Here is a 22986-nt window from a genome sequence, read left to right on the forward strand (position 1 = left end):
TCCTGCCTCAGTTCAAGGTGAAGCTGATGCCGGCGCCGACACCGACATGCCCACCCGCGGCCGTGCCCGACAGATTGCCCCGGATGCGGCCGTCCTCGCTGGTGTAGCCAGCGCCGAAGGCGAACGCGCCTGCGTCCCGCCACAAGCCGCCACCCGCCGCGACGCTCAGCTTTCCGGGCCGGTCGTCATAGCGCAGCGAGGCGGCCGCAAGGCCTATCGCGGCCGCCTGCCGCGCCTCGTCGCGGATGCCGCTGATGTCCGAATTGAGCTGGCTGAGCTTCTGGTCGGTATAGTCGTTGGCCTGCTGCAAGGTCGTGACCGCCACCTTGTCGGTGTAGTCGTTGGACGTATCGATAGCGTAGGCCACGCGGTTGTCCGTATAGCTCTTGCCCGCGGTCAGGCCCTGGTTCATCTGGTCGACGTTGACCGCATCGGTCCCTTTGACGCCGGGGCCGACATTGGAGATGACGACCGGCGCGTTGACGTCGCCACCTTGCAGCGTGATGGTGTTCGTCTTGTTGCCGCCCTGGGTGTCATAGGTCACCGCGTTCTGGGTAAGGTTTCCGACGCCGGCTTTCAGATCCTCGATCGCCGTGTTGGTGGCGTAGAGCTGCGAGCCGTTGATCGCATCGGTGCTGCCGGCATCGACGCGGCCGGCGGCGACATTGGTGATCGTCCGCTCGGCGCCGGCGTCGCCGACGCTGACGGTTCCGGTCGGCGTCGTCCCGGCATAAGTGTAGGTCTTGCCGTTGATGACGGTGCTGGAGGTCCCGACGGCGGTCTGTGTCACCGAACCGGAACCGAGCGCCACATCGTTGGCGTTGTTGGCCTTGGCGCCTTGGCCGAGCGCGACGGCGCCCTGCCCGGTGGCCGTCGAGCCATGTCCCGCAGCCAGGCTGTCGGTGCCGCTCGCCACACTCTCCGGCCCGATCGCCACGGCGTTGGTGCCGCCGGCGATGCTGTCGGCCAGCGTCGAGTTGGCGTGGAAATATTTGATGCCGCCGCCATTGCTGATGCTGGTCAGCGCATTGTCGACGGCCGTGAAGCCGTCATAGACGGTGGAATAATTGTTGCCCTGGATGGTGTAGGTCGGGCCGGTGATGGAGCCGTCGGGATTGACGGTCGTGCCGCCGCCGAACAGGTTGCTGACGTTTTGCGTCACGCCGCGCAATTGCGAGACGTTGACGCCGTCGGTATCGGCCGAGCCCGCCGCGACGTTGGTGAGCTTGCGTTCGGCCCCGGCGGCGCCGATCGACACCTCGCCGACCGAGGTCTGCGGACCGGCGAGCGCAAAGGCCGTGTAGCCCGCCTGCGCGCCGACGCTGGTGATGGACTGCGCGCCGAGCGCAACGCTGTTGATGAAGGTGCTCTGGGCGCCGGCGCCGAGCGCCACCGACTGGATGCCGGACGCCAGCGAATTGGTGCCGAGCGCCAGGCCGTCGGCCAGCACCACGTGGGCGCCTTGGCCGATCGCTGTGCCGCCGGGTGCATCCTGCTCGACGATCGCGCCATTGCCGATGCCGACGCCGTTGTCGCCGTTGACGACAGTGGTCGGACCGACCGCTACCGATTCCGCGCCGACCGCCAGCGAGTCGCCCGCCGTCGAATTGGCATGGAAATACTTGGTCGAGGTGGCCGATACGGCAGCGATGGCGCCGGCGAGCTGGCGCACCGTCACCGCATCCTGATCCTGCGTGCCGTCGGCCACATTGGTGATCTGCCGATACGAGGTAGCATCGCCGACCGAAACGGCGCCGAGCAGCGTCTTGTCGGTCGTGTTGTACTGGATGAAGTTGACTGGGCCGGCCGCGATCTGGCCCGTGGCCGGAGCCAGCGCGCGATCGGAGACCGACCCCGAGCCGAGCGCCACGCCGCCGTCGATGCTGACATTGCTGTCGCGGCCGAGCGCCAGTGCGCTGACGCCGGTGGCGGTCGCCTGGTAGCCGACGGCGGTGGAGCCGACGCCTTGTGCGAAGGAATCGGTTTGCGCCAAGCCTGCCTCGTTGGTGCGGGCGTAGCGGATGCCCATGCCATTGGCGTCGGTATAGGCGGTCGACGTGTCGCCGGCGATGTTGTTGATCGTGTTGCCGAGATCGGTCACCGAACCGCCGATGGTGCTGAGCGTGGTGCCGATGGCGTCGACGGCCTGGTTGGTGGCGGCGAGCTGCGAACCGTTGATCGCGTCGGTCGACGTCGAGCTGATCCGCCCCGCGGCGACGTTGGTGATGGTGCGTTCCGCACCGACCGCGCCAACGCTGACCGTCGAAGTCGGGTTGGTGCCCTGGAAGGCATAGGTAGTGCCGTTGATCACGGTGCTGGGCGTACCGACTGTGACGTCGGTGACACTGCCCGAGCCGAGCGCTACGTCGCCTGCATTGACGGCGCTTGAGAGGGCGCCAAGCGCGAGTGCATTTTCGGCGCCGGCATTCGCCCCCACGCCTAGAGCGGTCGCCTGAAGGGCGGTAGCAAAGGAGTTCTGGCCGATCGCGGTGCTGGAGGTGGCTGTCGCATTGGCATTGGCGCCGACGGCGGTGCTATATTGGCCAGAGGCGTTGGAAATGTATCCAATCGCGGTTGCGTCAAGCGCCGATGCGACGGCACCGCTGCCGAAGGCCGAGGCGTTGGCGTCGGATGCGCTTGAATTGACACCGGCCGCGATGGCGTTCGTCCCGGTCGCCGTCGCGACAGGTCCGATCGCAACGGAGTCCGTACCGGTCGCCGAGGAGTCCGCGGCAGTCGAGTTGGCATGGAAATACTTGATGCCGCCGCCGACATTGATGTTGTTGACGACGGCGCCTATGGCGTCGACGGCCTGGTTGGTAGCGGCGAGTTGCGAACCGTTGATCGCGTCGGTCGACGTCGAGCTGATCCGCCCCGCGGCGACGTTGGTGATGGTGCGTTCCGCACCGACCGCGCCGATGCTGACGGTCGAGAGCGGGTTGGTGCCCTGGAAGGCGTAGGTCGTGCCGTTGACCACGCCGCTCGCCGTGCCGACGGCCGTGGTGGTCACCGAGCCGGAGCCGAGCGCCACGTCGCCGGAGCTCGCCGCCGCTGTCGCGCCATTACCCAGCGCGACATTGCCGGCGAGGCCGGCCGCACCCGCGGTCGAGCCGTTGCCCAGTGCCACCGAGCCCTGCCCGATGGCCTTGTTGTTGTTGCCGATGGCGACGGCGCCGTTGGCCGTATTGGCCGCGGTGGCGCTCGCCGTGCCGTCACTGTTGGCGATGTTGTTGGCGCCACCGGTGAAGGCGCCGGTGCCGCTGGCATAGCTCGGATCGCCTATGGCGACCGCGCCGTCGCCATAGGCAACGTTGCCGTAGCCGATCGCGACCGCCTTGCCGCCATCGGCGGTCGCGCCCGTGCCGATGGCGACGGAGTCGGCGGAGATAGCGCCGGCGGCGGTACCGATGGCAATCGCATTGACGTCTTGTGCCACAGCGCTCGCTCCAACTGCTGTCGAGCTCGCCGCTGTCGCGATGGATGTCGTGCCTATGGCAATGGAGTCGTCGCCTCCCGCAGTGGACGAACGGCCACCGGCGAACGCACGGGCACCGGTGGCCTTGGATGTGGAACCGAGCGAAGTGGCGTACACTCCGCTGGCCGTGGCGCCCAATCCCAGCGCACTGGCATTTGCGGCGGTCGCCGCGGCGTTGTTACCCAAAGCCGTGGTGGAGACGTCCGTGGCCTGGGCTCCAGAGCCCGCCGCGACCGAGCCTACTCCGCTCGATACGGCCGAATTGCCCAGGGCCAGCGCGAATTGGCCCGAAGCCGTGGCAACGTTGCCGAACGCTGCCGAGTTTATCGCCGATGCATTTGCCTGAGGACCAACGGCTGCGGCATTGGTGCCGGCGGCCTGGGCCTGGAAGCCCACGGCTGCCGAACTGGCGCCGCCGGCCGACGTACCTATGCCGAGCGCGGTGCTGCCGACTCCGCCGGCGTTGGCACTGACGCCGGCTGCGAGAGAATTGTCTCCTATCGCATTTGCACCCGTCCCGAATGAGGAGGCGTTTATGCCGCTGGCAGCGGACGCGTTGCCGACCGCGGTGCTGGCAGAGCCGCTCGCAATCGAGGTCGCGCCCATCGCTATGGCGGACGTTCCCGTTGCCTTGCTCGCGCGCCCGATCGCGGTGGAGTCAACCTGGGACGCCGTCACATCCGTACCGATGGCGATGGCACTCTGGGCCAGCGCGCCCCCTCCCGCAACAGTTCGGTTGCCAAGATTGACGGCGTTGATCGCGGTCGCGGTCGCCTGGAATCCGATGGCGATGGCATTCTGGTTGGTTGCGGTGGCGCTGTTACCTTGGGCAAGCGAATCCAGCCCGGATGCAGTTGCCCCGAACCCGAGAGCGGTGGCGCGCAGCCCGGTCGCCCGGGTAACATAGCCGATCGCCGTCGAGTTCAATCCGTCGGCACGCGCGTTCAGGCCAAAGGCGGCCGCGCCTGTGGTTGCAACTGAGTTGACGCCAATGGAGCTTGCTCCGTCCCCGTTGGCCTTGGCGTTACCGCCTACAGCGAGCGCGTTGACGCCGGTTGCGCCCGCGAAGACACCTATGCCTATGGCGTTGAGGCCATTGGCACTCATCGTGTAGCCGATAGCGATCGAAGCGTTGCCCGTTGCCGTGGCACCGGTGCCCAGTGCCACGCCGTCGTCGCCATTCACTTTGGCACCATCGCCGACGGCGGTTGAGGCGGACCCGGTGGCGGTGCTGGCACAACCGATGGCAGTGCTTTGTATCCCTGCGGAGGGAGTCGTGCAGTTCGCGACGTTGGTCACAGTCCCGTTGCCAATGGCGAGCTGCGCGAAAGCCGTTTGCGGGATCATGATCCCCATCACGGCAAGCGCCGCCGCCGACATCCCGCCGACGCCCAGCGTTCCCAGCCCCAGGCGCTTGCGCCCCATGCCCAGCACGCAATGAGCCATGCGCAGCACCGCCATTAGGCGGCGGCGCGTCGAGCGTGAGCCATGATCGGCCCCCGCGATCCAGTGCCCGGCGAAATGCGCCGCGCGACGCTGAACAAGAAGCGAGCCGTTCGAAAACTGGTTGTCGGTCATGGTTCCCTCTCCGCTGGCCGGCACGAAATGTCTGACAATTCCGCTCCACCGCAGGAAGACATGATTCCTGCCTACGGTATTTCACGAAATTGCTGCCTTGTGAGAAAAGAGCGCAGCAAAGCTACAGAGGTTAACGGCTTGTTACCTTAGCCAATGCTTTAAAACCAAGAAACAAAGCAATGAAATAAGCGTCGCCTCACCTAACCTTGGCGTTAAGCTTTCCCACCCGTGCCTGCAACGGCGTCCTCTGCCGGTATTTCTTCATCACGGTGGTAAAATGGCTCTGACTTGAAAACCCGCTGGAGTGGGCGATGTCGGCGATCGTCATGCGGCTGTCTGCAAGCAGTCTTTCAGCGAAATCCAGCCGCAGGTCGAGGACGTACTGGTGCGGCGGCATTCCGAACGTCCTCGAGAAAGCCCGCACAAAATGATAGGGGGAAAGCCCGCAAACCGCGGCCATATCAGCCAGCGCCAGCTTGCGCGTAAAGTTCTCGTCCAGGAATTGCCGCACGCGGCGCGCGGCGCGGACGGAAAGCCCGCCTTTCGCGTTGAGCGTCGGCTGTCGCGAGTTGGTTCCGGAAACCGGTCCGGGGAAACCATCATCGCCCGGCATTTTTCGGCCTCCCGATACGTCCCAGATGAGGTTCAACCCAAGGCTTCCTTCCATGTTCCCCTGAAAAACAATTCGTGATTGATCGAAGCTGACCGGCATCGCCACTCATCGGATCGTTCCGGCCGGACGGCGAACAATGCGCGGACTGCATGACATTCCAGAGGACTCCTGCGGAGCTTGGGGCAGATTTGCAGCGGGACGTATTTTGAAAAACTCAGCAAGCCTTGTAGAAAATTCCGGTCTTGCGTCGCGGGTGAGCAGGCGTTGCCATTTTGCCATGGCCGGGCCCTCAGTTCTTGAGGGAAGCATGCCCGGCCCCGGTCGGCGTTCTCACAGGCAGATGGCTCCGATCCGAAGAACCGGCGAGACAGGCGACTTCGGCAATCGGCAACTCACCGCAATGCGGCGGCACGCCGAACGTTGCTATGATATGGTAGGATGAAACCCCTGCGAAGGATGCCAATTCGGCGATGACTTTTCGCACGACGTTTTCGTCGAGATATTCCCGCACGCGCCGCGCCACGTATTCCGTGATCTTGTCGCTGCCGGGCGAGGCTCTCATTCCGCGTGCGGGCCTCAGCACAATTCCGGTGGAATGCTTCTTGGCCAGGAATTTCTGCGGGATGGGATCGCGGACGGAGTATATGATACTCCTCCGCGTGGTGGCCCTCCTGGGACCTGCGCTTTCAGGAATTATGTCCAGGACATATCGAGCTGTCCGTTCTCGATTGACGCCCCGGGAATCGCCGCTGTCCCGAGCATCGTCCGTATTTTTCATGCCTGGCCTCTGCCGCTTTGTCCGCTGCCTGAAATCCCCCTTAGCCCGACCCGGACCCAGCGTAACGCACATGCCGCGGATAGTGAATAACATCCGTACGCAAAGAAAAAATTTTGTTCGGGATAAGAGGAACCAGTCACAAGGGAGGGACTGGAACATTTTTTGACACCTTCGCCGGCGCATTGGCTGACGGAGCATCAACGAAAAACCCGCCTGCGCGGCGGGTCACTGGCGCAAATCAGCACCATGGGCGAATATGTACTATAGCTGAGGTCACCGAGTCAAGAAAAAATTCCTATCGTGAAAAGCTGCGTGCGCAAAAGTTGCCAACTGCCGCGAGGCCTCTGGTTGACCTGAATTCGGAGCCCTGCTTCAGGGGACAGTTTGGCCATTTCGGCGGCCATTCAACAATGTAGAGCTACCGGATTTGCCGCCGGTCATTGCAGATCGTCGCGACGATTCTCATACAAATCCCATGTAAGTTCCACAAAACCCAGAAGAACGTCTTCCTCGCTCCACCCGGCAGCGACGGCTGCCTGAACTATCTCACGGACGAGAGGCAGCAATTGGCGTTGGCATTCTGCCGACGTGTCGGCAGCTGCGTCATCGCCGGGAGGTCCATCGAAGTTGAATTTCATCATTCGGCGCCCCCCTCGCCGTCAATCAAAGTGTTTATATCACTAAAATCATTCCTCCTGATATACAATAGAGGTGGTACCAAAGCATAAGAGGCTTCGGAGGGCCCGGGCAGAACAGGACGATGCCAGGCTCTATGCTTCCCTTGGGTCAGGTTTGTCCTTCTGAACAGGATCTATCGGGGTGCTTCAACCCATCGATCTCTGCGGCTGGTCGAACTCTTCAGCCAGGGCCGCATGCCACCATCCGGCGAATGCGCGGCACGAGCGGCTGCATTGCCTTCTGCAACCGCTCGCTGGATAGTCTCGGCATGTTGGAGACCCTGGCGACTCACTGGCCGCAAATTCTGGCGATCATCTCCGTGGTGATGGCGACGGTCGGCATCGTCCATGCCGTCATGACCAAGGAAGATGTCCGCGCCGCCACCGGCTGGGTCGGCGTGATGGTGCTGTCCCCCATCCTTGGCGTGCTGATCTATGCCATCGCCGGCATCAACCGCATCCGCCGCGCCACGATCACCGCCCAGCGCCCGTTTGCCGACGGCGCGGTGTCCGCCAAGCACGAGCGCAACGTCGCTGTCGAAGAGGCCCTGATCGTCGAGCGCTACGGGCAACGGTTCACGGGCTTGCGGACACTGGGCGACAGGGTGGCGCGGCGCACGCTCAATCCTGGAAATGCAATCGATGTGCTGGAGACCGGCGACGAGGCCTATGCCGCCATGTGCGCGGCGATCGATGGCGCCGAGCGCAGCGTCCTGCTCGAGACCTATATTTTCGACAATGACGCCGTCGGCCTGCTCTTCGTCGAGGCGCTGGCCGGCGCCGTCCGGCGCGGCGTCACCGTCCGCGTGCTGATCGATGCCGTCGGCGCCCGCTACTCGGTGCCGAGCATCCTGGGGCATTTGCGCGAGGCCAACATCCCCGCCGATGTCTTCAACGGCAACATCGTCATGGGCCTGCGCCTGCCCTACGCCAATCTGAGGACCCACCGGAAGATCCTGGTGGTCGACGGCATCGCCGCCTTCACCGGGGGCATGAACATCCGAAAAGGCTTCTCAGCCGAATTCGCCGGCTCCAACAGCGCCAGGGACACACATTTCCGGGTGACCGGTCCGATCGTCGCCGACCTCTTTTCGGTCGCCGCCGAGGACTGGCGCTTCGCCACCAACGAGGCGCTGAAGGGCGACGCCTGGCGCATCACCCCGCTGTCGCCACCGCCAGGCGCACCGATGATGGTGCGGGCAGTCGCGTCCGGCCCGGATGCCAGCAACGAGACCAACCACAAGCTGCTGATCGGTGCATTCTCGGTCGCCCGCAAGTCCATACGCGTGATGTCGCCCTATTTCCTGCCGGATCGGGAACTGATCAGCGCGCTGATCACCGCCGGCAGGCGCGGGGTCGAAATCGACATCGTGGTGCCGGCGGTGAACAATCTTTTCCTCGTCGACCGCGCGATGATGGCGCAGTTCGATCAGGTGCTCAAACACTATTGCCGTGTCTGGCGAACCGAGGGACCGTTCGACCATTCGAAGCTGCTTTCGATCGACGGCGTGTGGGCCTATGTCGGATCTTCCAATCTTGATGCCCGATCGCTGCGGCTGAATTTCGAGATCGACCTGGAGGTGCTCGATGCCGGCTTTGCCAGCGAGATCGAGACGCGGATCGGGTCGGCGATTGCCTCCGCCGTGCCGGTGACGCTGGAAGCCTTGCGAGCCCGGCCGTTTCTTATCAGGCTGTTCGACCGGGTATTATGGCTCGGTTCACCCTATCTCTAAGGCGGAGGTGTGCTTGAGGAACTCGTCTGTCATGGAACATACGCCGAGATTGCCTATTTTCACTTTATCCCGCTTCTGAATTGAAACCAGCGAGGACGAGCAGCACAGAGATGCACAGAATTGGACGCAGCCTCCCGGCAAGCATGCTTCTGTCCCTTCGTGACCGCCGGATGCAGAAGGCTAACGCCGCAGCACTCAAGACGACAGCCACCACCGGCACGCTGGTTGCCTCCTACAATGTCCACAAATGCATCGGCGTCGACAGGAAATTCGACCCGGAGCGGATCATCCGCGTCATCCGCGAAATCGATCCGGATGTCATTGCGCTGCAGGAAGCCGACAATCGCTTCGGCGACCGTGTCGGGCTTCTCGACCTGGCCCGGCTCGAGCGGGAAACCGGCCTGGTTCCGGTGCCGATTTCGGCCACCGGCAAGGGCCATGGCTGGCATGGCAACGTCCTGCTGTTCAAGAAGGGCGTCGTTCGCGACGTGCACCAGATCAAGCTTCCGGGACTGGAGCCGCGCGGCGCGGTGGTGGCGGAGATCGACCTCGATGGAAGCCGGACGCTGCGCATCATCGCCGCCCATCTTGGCCTGCTGCGCCGCTCGCGCTCCCAGCAGGCGCGCGTCGTGCTCGACCTGATGAACAGCCCGGACGAAAGACCGACCTTGCTGCTCGGCGACCTCAACGAATGGCGGCTCGGCAACCGCTCCGCTCTCAACACGCTGCATGCGACGTTCGGCCCGCAGCCGCCGGCGGTCCCCACCTTCCCGTCGAACCTGCCGCTGCTGGCGCTCGACCGGATCATGGCCAACAGGCACGGCATGATTGCCGCCATCAACGCGCATGACACGCCGCTTTCGCGCGTTGCCTCCGACCACCTGCCGCTGACGGCCTTCGTGCGCCTGGAGCGGGTGGACGATAACGCCTTGATGTCTTCCGCGTCGCAAAGCGTGTAAAATTAGGCGGAACGCCCGGTTCTTCCGCGAGTTAACATGTCTTGAACACGCAGGAGGACGAGATGAAAAAGCTGATTCTGGCTTCCCTGTTGGCATTGGCCGCGACAGCGGCGATCACTGCGCGGACGCAAGCGGCAAGCGTGACCATCCAGTCCGACGACGGCGACCGATATTTGCCGGATGACGATTCCGACAGTGGGATCGTTATTCGCCGTCATCACCGCGATCGCTATTATGACGATCAGTATGATGGCGACCAGAACGTTCAGTATGACAATGGCGAATACCGGTACGGCGAATATCGCCGCCATCACCGGCATCATCGCTGCCATATCGAACTGGTCAAGCATTGGCGCCACCACCACAGGGTGATCGAAGAGGTCCGCGTCTGCGGCTGATCCCGATCGGAGCAACCGGCCGGCGAAAGCCGGCCCTGCATGATCGGCTGACGAAGTAGCGCTGATGTGAGAGGTGATAATTGACCGCGTCAAATCGTGGTCGCCCGCACGCTCACCGGACCGTGGCAACGCGGCAAGGACGGCCGGGTCCCAAGCGGCCATGGCATTAGGTCATAGGTGATATCGCCGTTCGGATTGGCGGCGTTGGTGATGCCGCCCTGGGCGATGGGATAGCTGCCCGACAGTCTCGCCGGCAACGCGGTCAAGGCGCCAACCAGCGCGGCCCCATTTTCTACCGGACCGAGGCAACGCTGCAGACGGAAGCTGCGTCCGCCACGCCCTGGCAGAAGGCGGGACCGTCAAGCCGCGGGTCTTCGACCAGCGTTTGCGCATCGCCATCCACCGGCTGCCCGGTGAAGAAAACCCGAGCCGGCCCGCCGGCAGCATGGGCATCGGCGTTGTACGCGACCGTGCTGGCCGCATCCGGTGCCGGCACCGTGTTGGGCGGCGAGACCACCAGATCGGCACCGACATAGGCCAGCTCATAGTTGGCCGAGAGGGTCAGGCTCCCCTGTTCGATGGCATAGTTGCCAGCAGGGCTAGCAGGTGTCGCCTCAGTCGAGAGCGCGCCAAGGAATGTATCCCCGTTGACCAACCCCAGACCGCCGATCGAATAGGTGAGTGGCGGGTTGGGCATGCCTTGGGGCCGGCTCTGCGCATCCGCCACCACAGTGATCGCCCGCTTGCCGATGCTGAAGTCGGCACCGGCATAGCTGATCTCGTAGTTCGCATTGGCGTTGTCGGTGAGCGTGCCCTGGCCGATCGCGTAGGCTCCGGCGTTCTCTCCCAAGGCGCGATCGAGAGCGCCGACCAACGCCACACCACTGCCCAGATCGGTGCTGGTGTAGCCATAGGAGGACGGGTCGGCATCGCCGTAAATCTTGCCCTGGCCCGAATTGGCCGTGACTGTCACGGCACGCCTGCCGATGCTGAAATCGGCGCCGACATAGCTGATGTCGTAGTTCGAGTTGGCCGCGTTGGCGAGTGTGCCCTGCCCGATCTGATAGGCGCCGACATCTTCGCCGGTCGTGCGGTCGAGAGCGCCAACCAGCGCCGCACCATTGCCGAGATCGGTGAAGGTGTAGCCATAGGACGACGGATCGGCATTGCCGTAGGTCTTGCCCTGACCCGAGCTGGCAGTGACGGTCACGGATCGCTTGCCGATGCTGAAACCGGCACCGACATAGGTGATGTCGTAATTGCCGTTGGCAGCATCGCTGAGGGTGCCGCGGCCAATGTCATAGGTCCCGACATTCTCGCCCTCGGCGCGATCAAGCGTGCCGACCAGCGCCGTCCCGCCGCCAAGACCGGAAACCGCATAGCCGTAGGACAGCGGATCACTGTCCCCATAGATCTTGCTCTGGCCCGCATCGGCCGTGACCGTGATCGCGCGCTGTGTCACCGAAAGATCCGCGCCGATATAGCTGATGGCGTAATTGCCGTTGGCAAGCGTGCCTTGCGTGATGCTGTAGCCGCCGACATCGGATGATGCCGTGGCGGTCGTTGCCAGCGCACCGCTCAGACTGTCGCCATTGGCGAAATCGCCCGAGGTCAGCTGATAGGTCAGCGTTGGATTGTCATCGCCATAGACACGGCTCTTGGCATCGGCCGTCACCGTAATCGCGCGCTGTGCCACTGACAGGTTTCCGCCGACATAGCTGATCGCGTAGTTGCTGTTGGCGAGTGTGCCCTGCGTGATGCCGTAGCTGCCGACACCGGATGCTGTCGTTGCCGAAGTCGCCAGCGCACCGTTCAGGCTGTCGCCATTGACGAAATTGCCTGATGTCAGCTGATAGGTCAGCGCCGGGTTGGCATCGCCATAAATGCGGCTCTTGGCATCGGCCGTCACCGTGATCGCGCGCGGGGTCAACGCGAGATTGCCGCCGACATAGCTGATCGCATAATTGCTGTTGGCGAGTGTGCCTTGCGTGATGCCGTAGCTGCCGACACCGGATGCTGTCGTGGCCGTTGTAGCGAGCGCACCGGCGAGACTGTCGCCATTGACGAAATTGCCCGAGGTCAGCTGATAGGTCAGCGCCGGATTGGCGTCGCCATAGATGCGGCTCTTGGCATCGGCCGTCACCGTGATCGCCCGTTTCGTCACCGACAGATTGGCGCCGGCATAGCTGATCGCATAGTTGCTGTTGGCGAGTGTGCCTTGCGTGATGCCGTAACTGCCGACACCGGATGCTGTCGTGGCCGACGTCGCCAGCGCGCCGCTCAGGCTGTCGCCATTGACGAAATTGCCCGTGGTCAGCTGATAGGTCAGCGTTGGAATGGCATCGCCATAGATGCGGCTCTTGGCATCGGCTGTCACCGTGATGGCGCGCTTCGCCACCGACAGATTGGCGCCGACATAGCTGATCGTATAGTTGCCGTTGGCGAGTGTGCCCTGCGTGATGCCGTAGCTGCCGACACCGGATGCCGTCGTCGCCGTTGTTGCCAGTGCGCCGCTCAGGCTGTCGCCATTGACGAAATTGCCTGATGTCAGCTGATAGGTCAGCGCCGGATTGGCGTCGCCATAGGCACGGCTCTTGGCATTCGCCGTCACCGTGATCGCGCGCGGCGTAACCGACAGATTGGCGCCGACATAGCTGATCGCATAGTTGTTGTTGTTGAGTGTGCCCTGCGCGATGCCGTAGCTGCCGACACCGGATGCCGTCGTCGCCGATGTCGTCAGAGAACCGCCCAAGCTGTCGCCACTGACGAGGTTGCCTGTTGTGAGTTGATAGGTCAGCGTCGGATTGGAGTTGCCATAGGTACGGCTCTTGGCATCGGCCGTTACCGTGATCGCGCGCTTGGCGATGGTGAAATTGGCGTCGACATAGGTGATGTCGTAGTTCGAATTGCTGGTGTTGGTGATGCTGCCCTGGTTGATGGCATAAGTCCCGGCGCTGTTCCCTGCCGTGCGGCTAAGGCTACCGACCAGAGCCGTGCCGGCGCCGAGATCCGAAACGGTGTATGCATAGGATGATGGATTGGCATCGCCATAGATCTTGCCCTGGCCCGGCGTCACCGTCACCGTCACCGCGCGCTTGCCGATGGTAAGCAGGCCCGCGCTGTTGTAGGCGAAGCCATAGCCGCTCAACGCCGCGAGATTGCCGGCGCCGACGGTGATTGCATAGGATCCTGCTCCGACCTGTGTATTGCCCGGCGGGTTGACGGACGTGACGCTTGGGCCACCGCTGAAGGTCGTGGCGGCGGTGTCGCCGAGATAGGCGCCGATCGCGCCCGCCTGGTAGCCCGCCACTGAATAGGTCAGTGCCGGCAGGGCGGTATCGCCATAGGTTTTGGTCGCATTGCTGGACTTGAAGGTCAGTGTCGGCTGATAGGCAAAGACATAGCGGTTGCCTGTCGCACTCACCGGACCATCCGCCGACGTGTTCCAGACGGCCGTGTTGCCACTGTCCAGATTGCCGAATGTATTGCCGGTGGGATTTGCCGCATAGATCAGCCAGCGTCCGCTGGTGGCGGTGACGGCGTCACTGCCCCGGTTGTTGACGAACAGGCCAGCGGCTGAGAGCACCGGATCCGTTCCGCTGATTGTCGCATTTGCCGCAATGGTCAGATCGCCCGCCGTCTGAAGCCTTACCGAACCGGTGGTGTTCACCCCGGTCGCCGTAACCCCGCGGGCGCTGGAAGCACTGGCGATCGTCAGGCTTGCGCCATCGCGCAGATCGACGGAACCGGCGCTGCCGGCGACGTTGCCGATCTGGTTGCCGGCGTTGGTCAGGGTGAAGCTACCCGTGCCACCGAGAACCAGCGACGCCGCCGTTAGGCCACTAGTCTGCGTCACCACGCCATTCGACGACAGCGCCAGCGTGCCGGTGCCGACCGACAGCGCCTGGTTGAGGGCGAAGGTGGCTGCTGCGGTTTCAATCTGGCGATTGGCGAAGGACAGGCTGCCGACAGAGGTTGACCCAATCGCCGCGCTATAGGCGCTGCTCAGCGCCGATAGCGAAGCGATCGAGCCATCCGTCTCGTCGAGCCGCCAGTCGCCATAGACGTTGAGGTTCGAGACATTGCTGCCGGACAGGCCGGTCCGGAAGGTCACGCCATTCCTGGCGCCCGAGTCCGCTTCGGCAACGGTGTAAGCGAGCACCGAGTTCGAGACCGCGCCGGCCGGCAGAGCGAGATAATAGTAGCCGTTGACGCCGGTCGAGACTGTGCCGAGGTTCACGCCGCCGGAGACGACGGACACCAGCCCGGGATTTTTTGTGTAATAGGGTTGGCCGGTACCGGAAATCAGTGGCGTGTTGCCGGCATCCTTGTAAGCAATTCCGGAGATTGCCTGGACGCCATTGGGGTAGAAGCTCTTCAGATAGGGATAGAGGCCGCCAGTCCCGCCGCCAAAGGCGGTACTCAGTCCGTTGGCGCCGCCATTCTGGAAGCTGGGGGTCGACAGGCCGACGACATTGACATTGGGGCCGGTCGTGCCGCCGCCGATCGCAGGCTTGGCGATGGATGTGGTGTTGTAGGGGCCGGATGTCGACGTGTCGTACGCGCCCGTGACCACGCCATCGTAAAGGTTGTTGCCGATGAACGCGCCGACATTCCATCCGCCGCTGACCGCGCCGGTCGAATAGCTGTCGGTTATCCTGCCGCCCTCGCCGACAAACGAATAGCCATAATTCGATCCGACGAGGCCGCCGACGGCCGCGCCGCCGCTGCCGATATCGACAGCGCCCATGGCATAGACGCGATCGATGGTGCCGAAATTGTTGAAGCCTACCGCGCCGCCGGCGGTGTTCGTGTCGCGTGCGTTGATGACCACCGTCGAGAAGCTGTCGGAGAGTGCGCCATCGTTCTCACCGATCAGACCACCTGAGGTGGACCCGTATTGTGTGGTGAACAGCTGACCAGTCGAATAACTCTGGGCCACCGTGCCGGCATTGAACCCGGCGATCCCGCCGAGGGTCCTGAACCCCCGGACCGTCACATTGGTGACGCCGACATTCTGGACCAGGCCGCCCGCGCCGATATAGCCGAATAGGCCGACATATTGGGCGGCGGACTGCGTCACCGACAGGCTGTCGACGGTGTGGCCTAGCCCGTCGAACGATCCGGTGAAGCCGTTGCCGCCATTCTGGACATTGCTGTTGCCGTCGGTGCCCAGCGATATGAAGCCGAGACCGCTGTTCCAACTGGACGTGGAACTGGCCTCGATGTTGTTGGCCAGCGCATAGCGTTCGGTCAGGCCGCTGTTGATCGCCTGCAGGCCGTTGACATCGTAGATCAGCGTGTAGCTCTGGCCGTTGACCGACAGCGCCTGCGCGCCCTGCGTGCCGGTGAAGGTGGCCGATGCGCCCAAGGCATAGGAGATCGTGCCGCCGGTGCCGCCATTGTTGGTGACCAGCATAAGCCCACCGACGCCGCCGATCGTGGCGTTCGCATTGAAGACGATCGAATGAGAGGCGCTGAGCGTCAGCGTGTTGGTGTTCCAGGCGATCGGCGCGGCAATGGTGATGTCGCCGGCCTGCGAACCGCCGCTGCCGGTCGAGATGGTGACGTTTGCCGTTGCAAGAAGGTTCTGCAGCGTGGTGACGTTGATGACGCTGTCATTGGTGTTGGCGGACATGCTGCCGCCGGTGTTGCCGGCAGCGTTCGATATAGTGACGTTGTAGGGATCGAGCAAAAGGTCGCCGGTGTCGCCGAAGCGGGCGCGCAGATCGACCTCACCGGTGAAGTCGAGGCGCTGCTTGCCGGACACTTCCGCGAAGCCGCCATTGCCGCCGTCATCGCCGCCGCGTGCGGAAATTTTGCCGGCGAACTTTGTTTGCTCGTCCGACCAGACGATGACCGTGCCGCCAGTGCCGTTGCCGGTCGCATCGGCACTGATTGTCGTCTTCGCATCGATCTCGGTTGCGACCGCGCGTTGCAAGGTGCCCTTGCCCTGATTGTCACCGCCGATCCTGACCGTGCCGCCGCCATCCTTGCCCGAGGCATCGATCTTGGCGGCCTTGAGCTTCAGTTTGCGGCCGGTCACCGTGACCTTGCCGCCCTGGCCGCCGGTCTTGGCCGAGGCATCGAGCGTGCCGGAGATTTCGACCGAGCCTTCATCGCCGCCGAGCACGATGGCACCGGATTGGCCAGACACCGTGCGTGCCTCGATGACACCGGACATGTTGACGGCTTGGCGTGCGGCATCGCGCACCGCAGCCGCCTTGAGTTCGACCGGCCCGCCATCGGCACTGATCAAGCCGGAATTGCTGACCAGCGCATTGCTGCCGTCAGCCTTGCTCAGCACGGAAACCTGCAGGAAGCCGTCGCCGGACAAATCAAGTGTTGCCTTCTCACCCGATCCGAGCCCGACCTTGCCAAGCGGCACGGTGATCGAGCCGGCATTGTCGACGCTGCCGCCGATCAATGCGGCATAGCCACCACGCCCGATGCTGATCGCACCCTGGTTGGAGACGGCGGCTGAAGCTCCCTTGCCTTCGAATTCCAGCTTTCCGGCCCCAAAATCCTCGTCGCTGATGCCCAGCGAGGACGCGACGAAGCCGGCGGCACTAACCTTGCCGGTCTTGGAGATGGCAATGCCGTTGGGATTGACCAGGAACACCTGGCCATTGGCATTGAGCTGGCCTGCAATGGTCGATTTGGTACCGCCGGTGACGCGGTTCAGCATCGTTGCCGAGGATGATGGCTGGTCGATGTTGACTGTCGCGCCGGCACCGATCGAAAAACTCTGCCAGTTGACGATCGCCGAACTGGTCGACTGCCTGATGTTCAGTTGCGACGACGATGGGTTGGCGATGGTGACGCCGCCGGATGCTACGCTGCCGCCGGTCGGCAGTTCCTGTGCCCGCGCCGACGTGAAGCCGACAAGCGCCGTCGACGTCAAAAGCAGCGCCATCAACGGCGCGCCGGTGCGGTTCAGGTGCCGCCGTGGGAGGTGGGCTTTGCGCTGCATGGTCATCTCTCTAGAATTGGACGGCGCCGCTGAGCGAGAAGCGATCGCTTGTCGGCAGATGGTCGTCACGATGCTGGCGGCCCCATTCCAGCGTCAGGCTGGCGTTGGTCGCGTCGCCCGCCAGCGCGGTGCCGACCTTCAGGCCAAGCCCGTATGACGCGCCGACGATGTTGGCCGTCTCGAGCGCGGTCGGCATTTCGAGATGGACCTGGCCGACAGCGCCGAACACGTAGGGCGACAACGAAACGATGCCGCCAGTGAACGGCACGTACCAGGGTGAGGACAGCTCGCCGCGCAGCACATAGCCGGCATCGCCCTGCAGCGCGCCCGCGTCGAAGCTCGACAGACCGTTCGTCCCGACCAGCCCGATCTGTTCGGACTGCAGCAGCGGCTTGCCAAACGAGGTTTGCGCGCGGGCGTAGAGATCGAGGCCGAGATGGGTGGCCAGCGGCTGGCTGTAGCTGGCCGAGACCTCCAGTTTCTGGAACGCCGCGTTTGCACCCTGGCGCGACAGGGGCAGCAGCGGCGTCGCATCGGCGGCCGAGCGCGCGCCGAGCCCGTCAATACCGAACGAGGCCACGACATTGCCGATGAAGACGCCGCCAAGCGGTGTGAACCAGATGCCGTCGAGACCGAGCCGGGCAATGCGCAGCCGGTCCTCGGCGATCGGCAGCGAAATCGGCGTCACCGCGTCGAGCGTGTCGTTCTGCACGTCGAAGGACAGTTCGGTGCTGATCGTAAGCGCACGGCTGCGGATCCAGGGATAGCGAAGCCGCGCCGAATAACGCTCGAAGGCGCTGCCGAAGCCGAGCGTGCCGGGCTCGGCTGTCGGATTGGCCCGCGTGCGGCTGGCTTCCAGATTGAATGTCAGCCCGTCATGGCCGATCGGCACGACGATGCCCGCGGCATAGTTGCGATTGCGTGGGCCATCCGTGAACAGGCCACTCTCGCCGCCATCGGGGTAGCCGCCTGCCCTGACATAGACGAGTTCGCCGAGGCCGAGCAATGAGTTGGAATCGACGCCGACGCCCGTAGACCAGCGCTGCAACGACGGCGATAGCGAGTTGTCCCCGGTCGCCTGGCCGCCGATCGGGCGATATTTGCCATCGATGACCAGCACGCTGGCGCCTTTGGCTGTTCCGGCCTGCAAGGTTGAGCGCAGCCGGGCCCCGGGCGTATCGCCAGCCAGCAGCAGCTTGCGTTCGATCGCCGACAGCTTGATGCTCTTTTGTCCAACGAGCGGCGCCAGCGTTGCCTCGACCCGCCCGCGTATGAGCTCGGGCAGATTGCTGGTGTCGATCCGTTCGAGAAAGCCGTCGACGACGACCAGCCGGAGCCCTGCGCCGTCGTTGAGCTTCTGCGCCGGCAGCACCACCCGCACCAGCGCATAGCCGGCCCGTCCATATTCGGTTTCGAGTTTTCGCGCCGCGGCAAAGATTTCCGCCGCCGTCACCGTGCGGTGCGCAAGGCCGGCAACGATCTTGCGTGTTGCGTCAGCCATGTCGGGCAAGCCGCCTTCGACCCTGACATCCCCGAGCTTGACCTTGAGCTTCCTGGCGCCCGCCGGCGCCTCGAGGCCCTCACCTTCGGGAATGGAAACACCTGCCGTGTTGGCTGCCGGCGGCGGCCGAAAGCTGGGCGGCGTGATCTGGCTGGCTGTCTGGGCAAACGCGCCGGCTTGAAGCCACAGGCACGCCGAGACGGCAAACAGGATCAACCATCCCTCACGGGCTGCCAGCCCGCCGAAAACTGGGTGACAGTCGTTATCCCTGCCAACCGCGATCTTGCTTGTATACTTCACTCAATCACTCGTCCTTCGAGGTATAATTCGGCAAAGCTTCGCCACCGCGCGAGATTTAATCGCTCGTTAATTGGCTTCTGCTTTCGAACTCACTTCCGGGAAGGCGTGCCCCCGCCGCTCGGATGTCGCGGAAACTATGCCCGGCTCTGGTGAACGTCAATTCAACGGGCGGCCCTCCGGCTGACTATTATTGGGAGGGGTTTTCCAAGCCATAGCAATCGGTTAGCGGATCCCATGAACCGGTCGTGGCCGGCCCATGTTCGGGTTGGGCTTGCTCTTCGCATTTGGTGCCTCTGGACACAGCTATCGAAGGCTGGAAAATGTGGACGCGACTCCGCTGTTGGAGTTAACTCGGAACATGAGGAGGATGGCGCTGAATCTGGAAGACATTGCCGGCCATCCGGCCCTGCATCGCTGTGTCCAGGCACAGTCGTTGGCGCTGATCAACATCTATGAAACGAGCCCGCGACTGGCTTCCATTTTCGCCACGCAGCAGCGTTGGCTGATGGGTCATGTCGGCCTTGCCATGCATTTCAGGCGCGATCCGCACGACCGCCGCAAGGAGCTGACGGTATCGCGTTTCATCGAGTTCGTACACCAGCACGCGGTGGCCAGCCGCAACACGGCGGACGCTTTCATCAAGGAGATGCTGCACTATCATGTCGCCGAGTATGTTTCGGGTGGCGACGGGCGCACGCACCCTTTGCAGCCAACGGCGGCAACCGTGCAGACTTTCACCGGCTGGGTCCTTGCCCATCTGCAGACGCTGGATCATCTCGACGGTGGCAACCGGCTGGCCAGGTTCCTGGAGCGGCCCGACATGGTTGTCAGGCTGCAGCCTCTGGTGGCGGACGGCCTGCTTGCCTCCAAGCCGGTGCGCGAGCCCAACCAGACTTTTTCCCTGTTCATCTGGCTCAACAATGGCGGCATCGTCATGGACTGGCTGATGTCGGGCATCGACCCCGATCATGCCGGCCTGGACCGGATTCCGACCAGCGTGGTTTCGATCGGAGATTTCGCCAGATGGCTCAAGCTGTCGCGGACCCACCTCGCCCGCAAGCTGCGCGCTGCCGAGGAACTCGGCAGCATCGGCTGGCTCGGCCAGCGCGGCCATTCGGTGATGTGGGTATCGAACACTTTCTACCAGGAGTACATGACCGTCCAGGCCGCTAAGCTGGCCATTGTCGATGCGGCCTTCGACGCCTGTTTTCCAGCTCCGGAAGACCGCTGAAGGATCGGCGCGATCGATATCTGCCCGGGCCGTGAACATTGTCTACTGGCGATCATAACCTGTTATAGAGCGGGCGCGTCTGGACACGGGCCTTGAAGGCTGAAAATGTGATCTGCGTCTTCGCGTGGGGGGCTTGACGCACGGGGGGAGAATGGCGCTGACCTTGGACCATATTGCCGGTCACCCGGCATTGCATCGCTGTGTCCGTGCCCAGGCGCAGGCGCTTATCCAGACCTACGAGACGAACCCGAGGCTTGCCTCGATATTTGCCACCCAGCAGCGTTGGCTGATGGCGCATATCGGCCTTGCCCTGCATTTCAGACGGGAGCCCGATGACTACCGCAAGCAGTTGACGGCGGCGCGTTTCATCGACGTCATCCGGGAGAATTCCGTCGCCAGCCGCAACACCGCCGACGCCTTCCTCAAGGAGATGTTGCACTACAATTTCATCGAGCACCTCTCGGCAGCTCAGGATGGCCGCATCCGCCCCATACAGCCTACAGTGAACACGCTGGACACGCTCGCCGGCTGGATGATGGCTCATCTGCACACACTGGACAGTCTCGACGGCGCGAACCGTCTGGCAACGTTTCTGGAGCGGCCCTATGCGCTCGCCAGGGTGCAACCGCTGGTGGCTGACGGGCTGATCTCCTCCAGTCCCGTGCGCGAGCCCAAGCAGACCTTTTCGCTGTTCACCTGGCTTAACAATGGCGGCGTCGTCATGGACTGGCTGATATCGGGCGTCGATCCCGACCATGCCGGCCTCGCTGCAATACCGACTGGCGTCGTCTCGATCGGCGATTTCGCCAAATGGCTCAAGCTGTCGCGAACCCACCTGGCACGCAAACTGCGGGATGCCGAAGACCTCGGCAGCGTTGGCTGGCTTGGCCAGCGCGGCAATTCGGTGATGTGGGTGTCGGGCGATTTCTACCGGGAGTACATGACCGCCCAGGCCGTCAAGCTGGCTATCATCGATGCCGCGTTCGTCAAGGCCTTTGACTCGCCAGCAGGCAGCTGACCGGTGGGCATCCCCCGTGCGGGATGCCCAAGCCGGCGAGCCCTTCAGTCGATGTCGAACGACACGCCCTGGGCGAGCGGCAGCGCCTTGGAATAGTTCACCGTGTTGGTGGCGCGCCGCATATAGGCCTTCCATGCGTCGGAGCCGCTCTCGCGGCCGCCGCCGGTTTCCTTTTCGCCGCCAAAGGCACCGCCGATCTCGGCGCCCGAGGTTCCGATGTTGACATTGGCAATGCCGCAATCCGATCCGTCGACACCCAGGAAACGCTCGGATTCCTGCAGGTCTCGGGTGAAGATCGACGAGGACAGGCCTGCCCCCACGGCATTGTGCTCTTCGAGCACCACGTCGAAATCCGAATATTTCATCACGTAGAGGATCGGCGCGAAGGTCTCTTCCGTCACCGGGGATACCTGGCTTGGCATTTCGACCAGCGCCGGGTGCACGTAGTAGGCATCGGGGTGGCCGTTCTCGACCCGCGTGCCGCCGGTCACCTTGCCGTCATGGGCGGCGGCTTCCTTCAGCGCCTTCTGCATGGCATCGAAGGCCGCCTTGTCGATCAGCGGCCCGACCAGCGAGGAGGTCTCCAGCGGATTGCCGACAGACACACTCTCGTAGGCCTTTTTGAGGCGCGGAACCAAGGCGTCGTAGACGCTGTCATGCACGAACAGGCGCCGCAGCGTCGTGCAGCGCTGGCCGGCCGTGCCCATCGCTCCAAAGGCAATCGCGCGCAGCGCCATGTCGAGATCGGCGGTCGGGCAGACGATGCCTGCATTGTTCCCGCCGAGTTCCAGCACCGCGCGCGCAAAGCGCTTGGCCAGCCGCGGACCGACGTCGCGGCCCATGCGGGTCGAGCCGGTCGCCGAAACCAGCGGCACTCTGGGGTGATCGACCAGGATCTCGCCGACGGCGCGATCGCCGATCAGCACCGGCGCCAGGCCATCAGGTGCGTCCGCGCCGAAGCGCTTGACCGCACGTTTGAAGATGGCTTCGCAAGCAAGTGCGGTCAGCGGCGTCTTTTCCGACGGCTTCCACACCACAGCGTCGCCGCAGACCAGCGCCAGGGCGGCATTCCACGACCACACAGCCACCGGGAAATTGAAGGCGGAAATGACGCCGACGACGCCGAGCGGATGCCAGGTTTCCATCATTCGATGGCCTGGGCGCTCGGTGGCGATGGTCAGGCCGTACAATTGCCGGGAGAGGCCTACGGCGAAATCACAGATGTCGATCATCTCCTGCACTTCGCCGAGCCCCTCGGACGGGATCTTGCCGACCTCGATCGAGACCAGCCGGCCAAGCTCGGCCTTGTGCGTACGCAGCTCCTCGCCGAGCAGCCGCACCAGTTCGCCACGCCGCGGGCCTGGCACCATGCGCCAGGCCTGGAAGGCCTTGTGCGCGGCATCGATCACCTTGGCCGCGTCAGCCGGTGAGATCGTCTTCAGCGCCGCGATCTGCTCGCCCGTCACCGGGCTGCGCACGATCAGGTCGCCGCCGGCCAGCGTCTCCTTGGCCACACCCAGTTTCGCCAGCAGTTCGGTCGTTTCCTTGCCTATCGTCATTCTTGTCCCTTTCAGATCCAGTCGCTCATAATGCATGTCGCCCAAAAGTGCCCAGCGGTTTTGGGACAACGACATGCACAAAAGGCACGCCGGTCAAAGCCTGGCGCCATGCTGCCCGCGTGCACAAAGGCACCTAAGGCACGATCATCGCGTGGCATTACTCGGTTCAAGGGAAAATCACCACCCCGGCATG

At 63.7% G+C, this 22986-nt stretch carries 13 protein-coding genes; 5 read left to right on the forward strand and 8 right to left on the reverse strand.

Annotated elements, in window-relative coordinates:
• Positions 1 to 7 precede the first annotated feature (7 nt).
• The 4 genes from NKJ00_RS24745 to NKJ00_RS24760 form a co-directional block, all read right to left on the reverse strand.
• A complete protein-coding gene (locus NKJ00_RS24745; protein WP_352631608.1) occupies positions 8 to 5053 on the reverse strand; it encodes a beta strand repeat-containing protein in 5046 nt (1681 codons plus the stop codon).
• Between the two features lie 196 nt (positions 5054 to 5249).
• Positions 5250 to 5765: a helix-turn-helix transcriptional regulator gene (locus NKJ00_RS24750; RefSeq protein ID WP_352554055.1), complete on the reverse strand. Its 516-nt coding sequence runs from the start codon at positions 5763 to 5765 to the stop codon at positions 5250 to 5252.
• 190 nt (positions 5766 to 5955) lie between these two features.
• Entirely contained in the window at positions 5956 to 6444 is a 489-nt protein-coding gene (locus NKJ00_RS24755) for a hypothetical protein (RefSeq protein WP_352631610.1), read from the reverse strand.
• A 437-nt stretch (positions 6445 to 6881) separates the two neighbouring features.
• Positions 6882 to 7085, reverse strand: a complete 204-nt coding sequence (locus NKJ00_RS24760) for a hypothetical protein (protein WP_164779989.1) — start codon at positions 7083 to 7085, stop codon at positions 6882 to 6884.
• A gap of 305 nt (positions 7086 to 7390) precedes the next feature.
• Here NKJ00_RS24760 and NKJ00_RS24765 point away from each other — a divergent pair, with 305 nt between their 5' ends.
• The 3 genes from NKJ00_RS24765 (at position 7391) to NKJ00_RS24775 (ending at position 10211) form a co-directional block, all read left to right on the forward strand.
• Entirely contained in the window at positions 7391 to 8854 is a 1464-nt protein-coding gene (locus NKJ00_RS24765; protein WP_352631612.1) for a phospholipase D-like domain-containing protein, read from the forward strand.
• A gap of 110 nt (positions 8855 to 8964) precedes the next feature.
• Positions 8965 to 9813 carry an endonuclease/exonuclease/phosphatase family protein gene (locus NKJ00_RS24770; protein ID WP_352441925.1) on the forward strand — a complete coding sequence of 283 codons (849 nt, stop codon included), beginning with the start codon at positions 8965 to 8967 and terminating at the stop codon, positions 9811 to 9813.
• A 62-nt stretch (positions 9814 to 9875) separates the two neighbouring features.
• Complete coding sequence (locus NKJ00_RS24775) at positions 9876 to 10211, forward strand: hypothetical protein (RefSeq protein WP_352631614.1); 336 nt, start codon at positions 9876 to 9878, stop codon at positions 10209 to 10211.
• Positions 10212 to 10300: 89 nt separating this feature from the next.
• Here NKJ00_RS24775 and NKJ00_RS24780 read toward each other — a convergent pair whose 3' ends face one another.
• Genes NKJ00_RS24780 through NKJ00_RS24790 form a run of 3 tightly spaced genes read right to left on the reverse strand, consistent with a single transcriptional unit; the run spans position 10301 to position 18985 of the window.
• Positions 10301 to 10477, reverse strand: a complete 177-nt coding sequence (locus tag NKJ00_RS24780) for a hypothetical protein (RefSeq protein WP_352631616.1) — start codon at positions 10475 to 10477, stop codon at positions 10301 to 10303.
• A gap of 26 nt (positions 10478 to 10503) precedes the next feature.
• Positions 10504 to 17184, reverse strand: coding sequence for an MBG domain-containing protein (locus NKJ00_RS24785; RefSeq protein WP_352631618.1), 6681 nt, complete (start codon positions 17182 to 17184; stop codon positions 10504 to 10506).
• A 10-nt stretch (positions 17185 to 17194) separates the two neighbouring features.
• A complete protein-coding gene (locus NKJ00_RS24790; RefSeq protein WP_352631620.1) occupies positions 17195 to 18985 on the reverse strand; it encodes a ShlB/FhaC/HecB family hemolysin secretion/activation protein in 1791 nt (596 codons plus the stop codon).
• A gap of 367 nt (positions 18986 to 19352) precedes the next feature.
• Between NKJ00_RS24790 and NKJ00_RS24795 the strand changes: the two genes are divergently transcribed.
• The gene (locus tag NKJ00_RS24795) at positions 19353 to 20216 is read left to right on the forward strand and encodes a hypothetical protein (RefSeq protein WP_164893012.1); all 864 of its coding nucleotides are present in this window, start codon (positions 19353 to 19355) and stop codon (positions 20214 to 20216) included.
• A 151-nt stretch (positions 20217 to 20367) separates the two neighbouring features.
• The gene (locus NKJ00_RS24800; RefSeq protein ID WP_352441921.1) at positions 20368 to 21234 is read left to right on the forward strand and encodes a hypothetical protein; all 867 of its coding nucleotides are present in this window, start codon (positions 20368 to 20370) and stop codon (positions 21232 to 21234) included.
• 44 nt (positions 21235 to 21278) lie between these two features.
• Here the strand turns inward: NKJ00_RS24800 and amaB are convergent, their stop codons facing one another.
• Complete coding sequence (gene amaB, locus NKJ00_RS24805; protein ID WP_502895910.1) at positions 21279 to 22793, reverse strand: L-piperidine-6-carboxylate dehydrogenase; 1515 nt, start codon at positions 22791 to 22793, stop codon at positions 21279 to 21281.
• Positions 22794 to 22986 lie beyond the last annotated feature (193 nt).

Source organism: Mesorhizobium sp. M0227, assembly GCF_040321855.1.
Classification (GTDB): domain Bacteria; phylum Pseudomonadota; class Alphaproteobacteria; order Rhizobiales; family Rhizobiaceae; genus Mesorhizobium.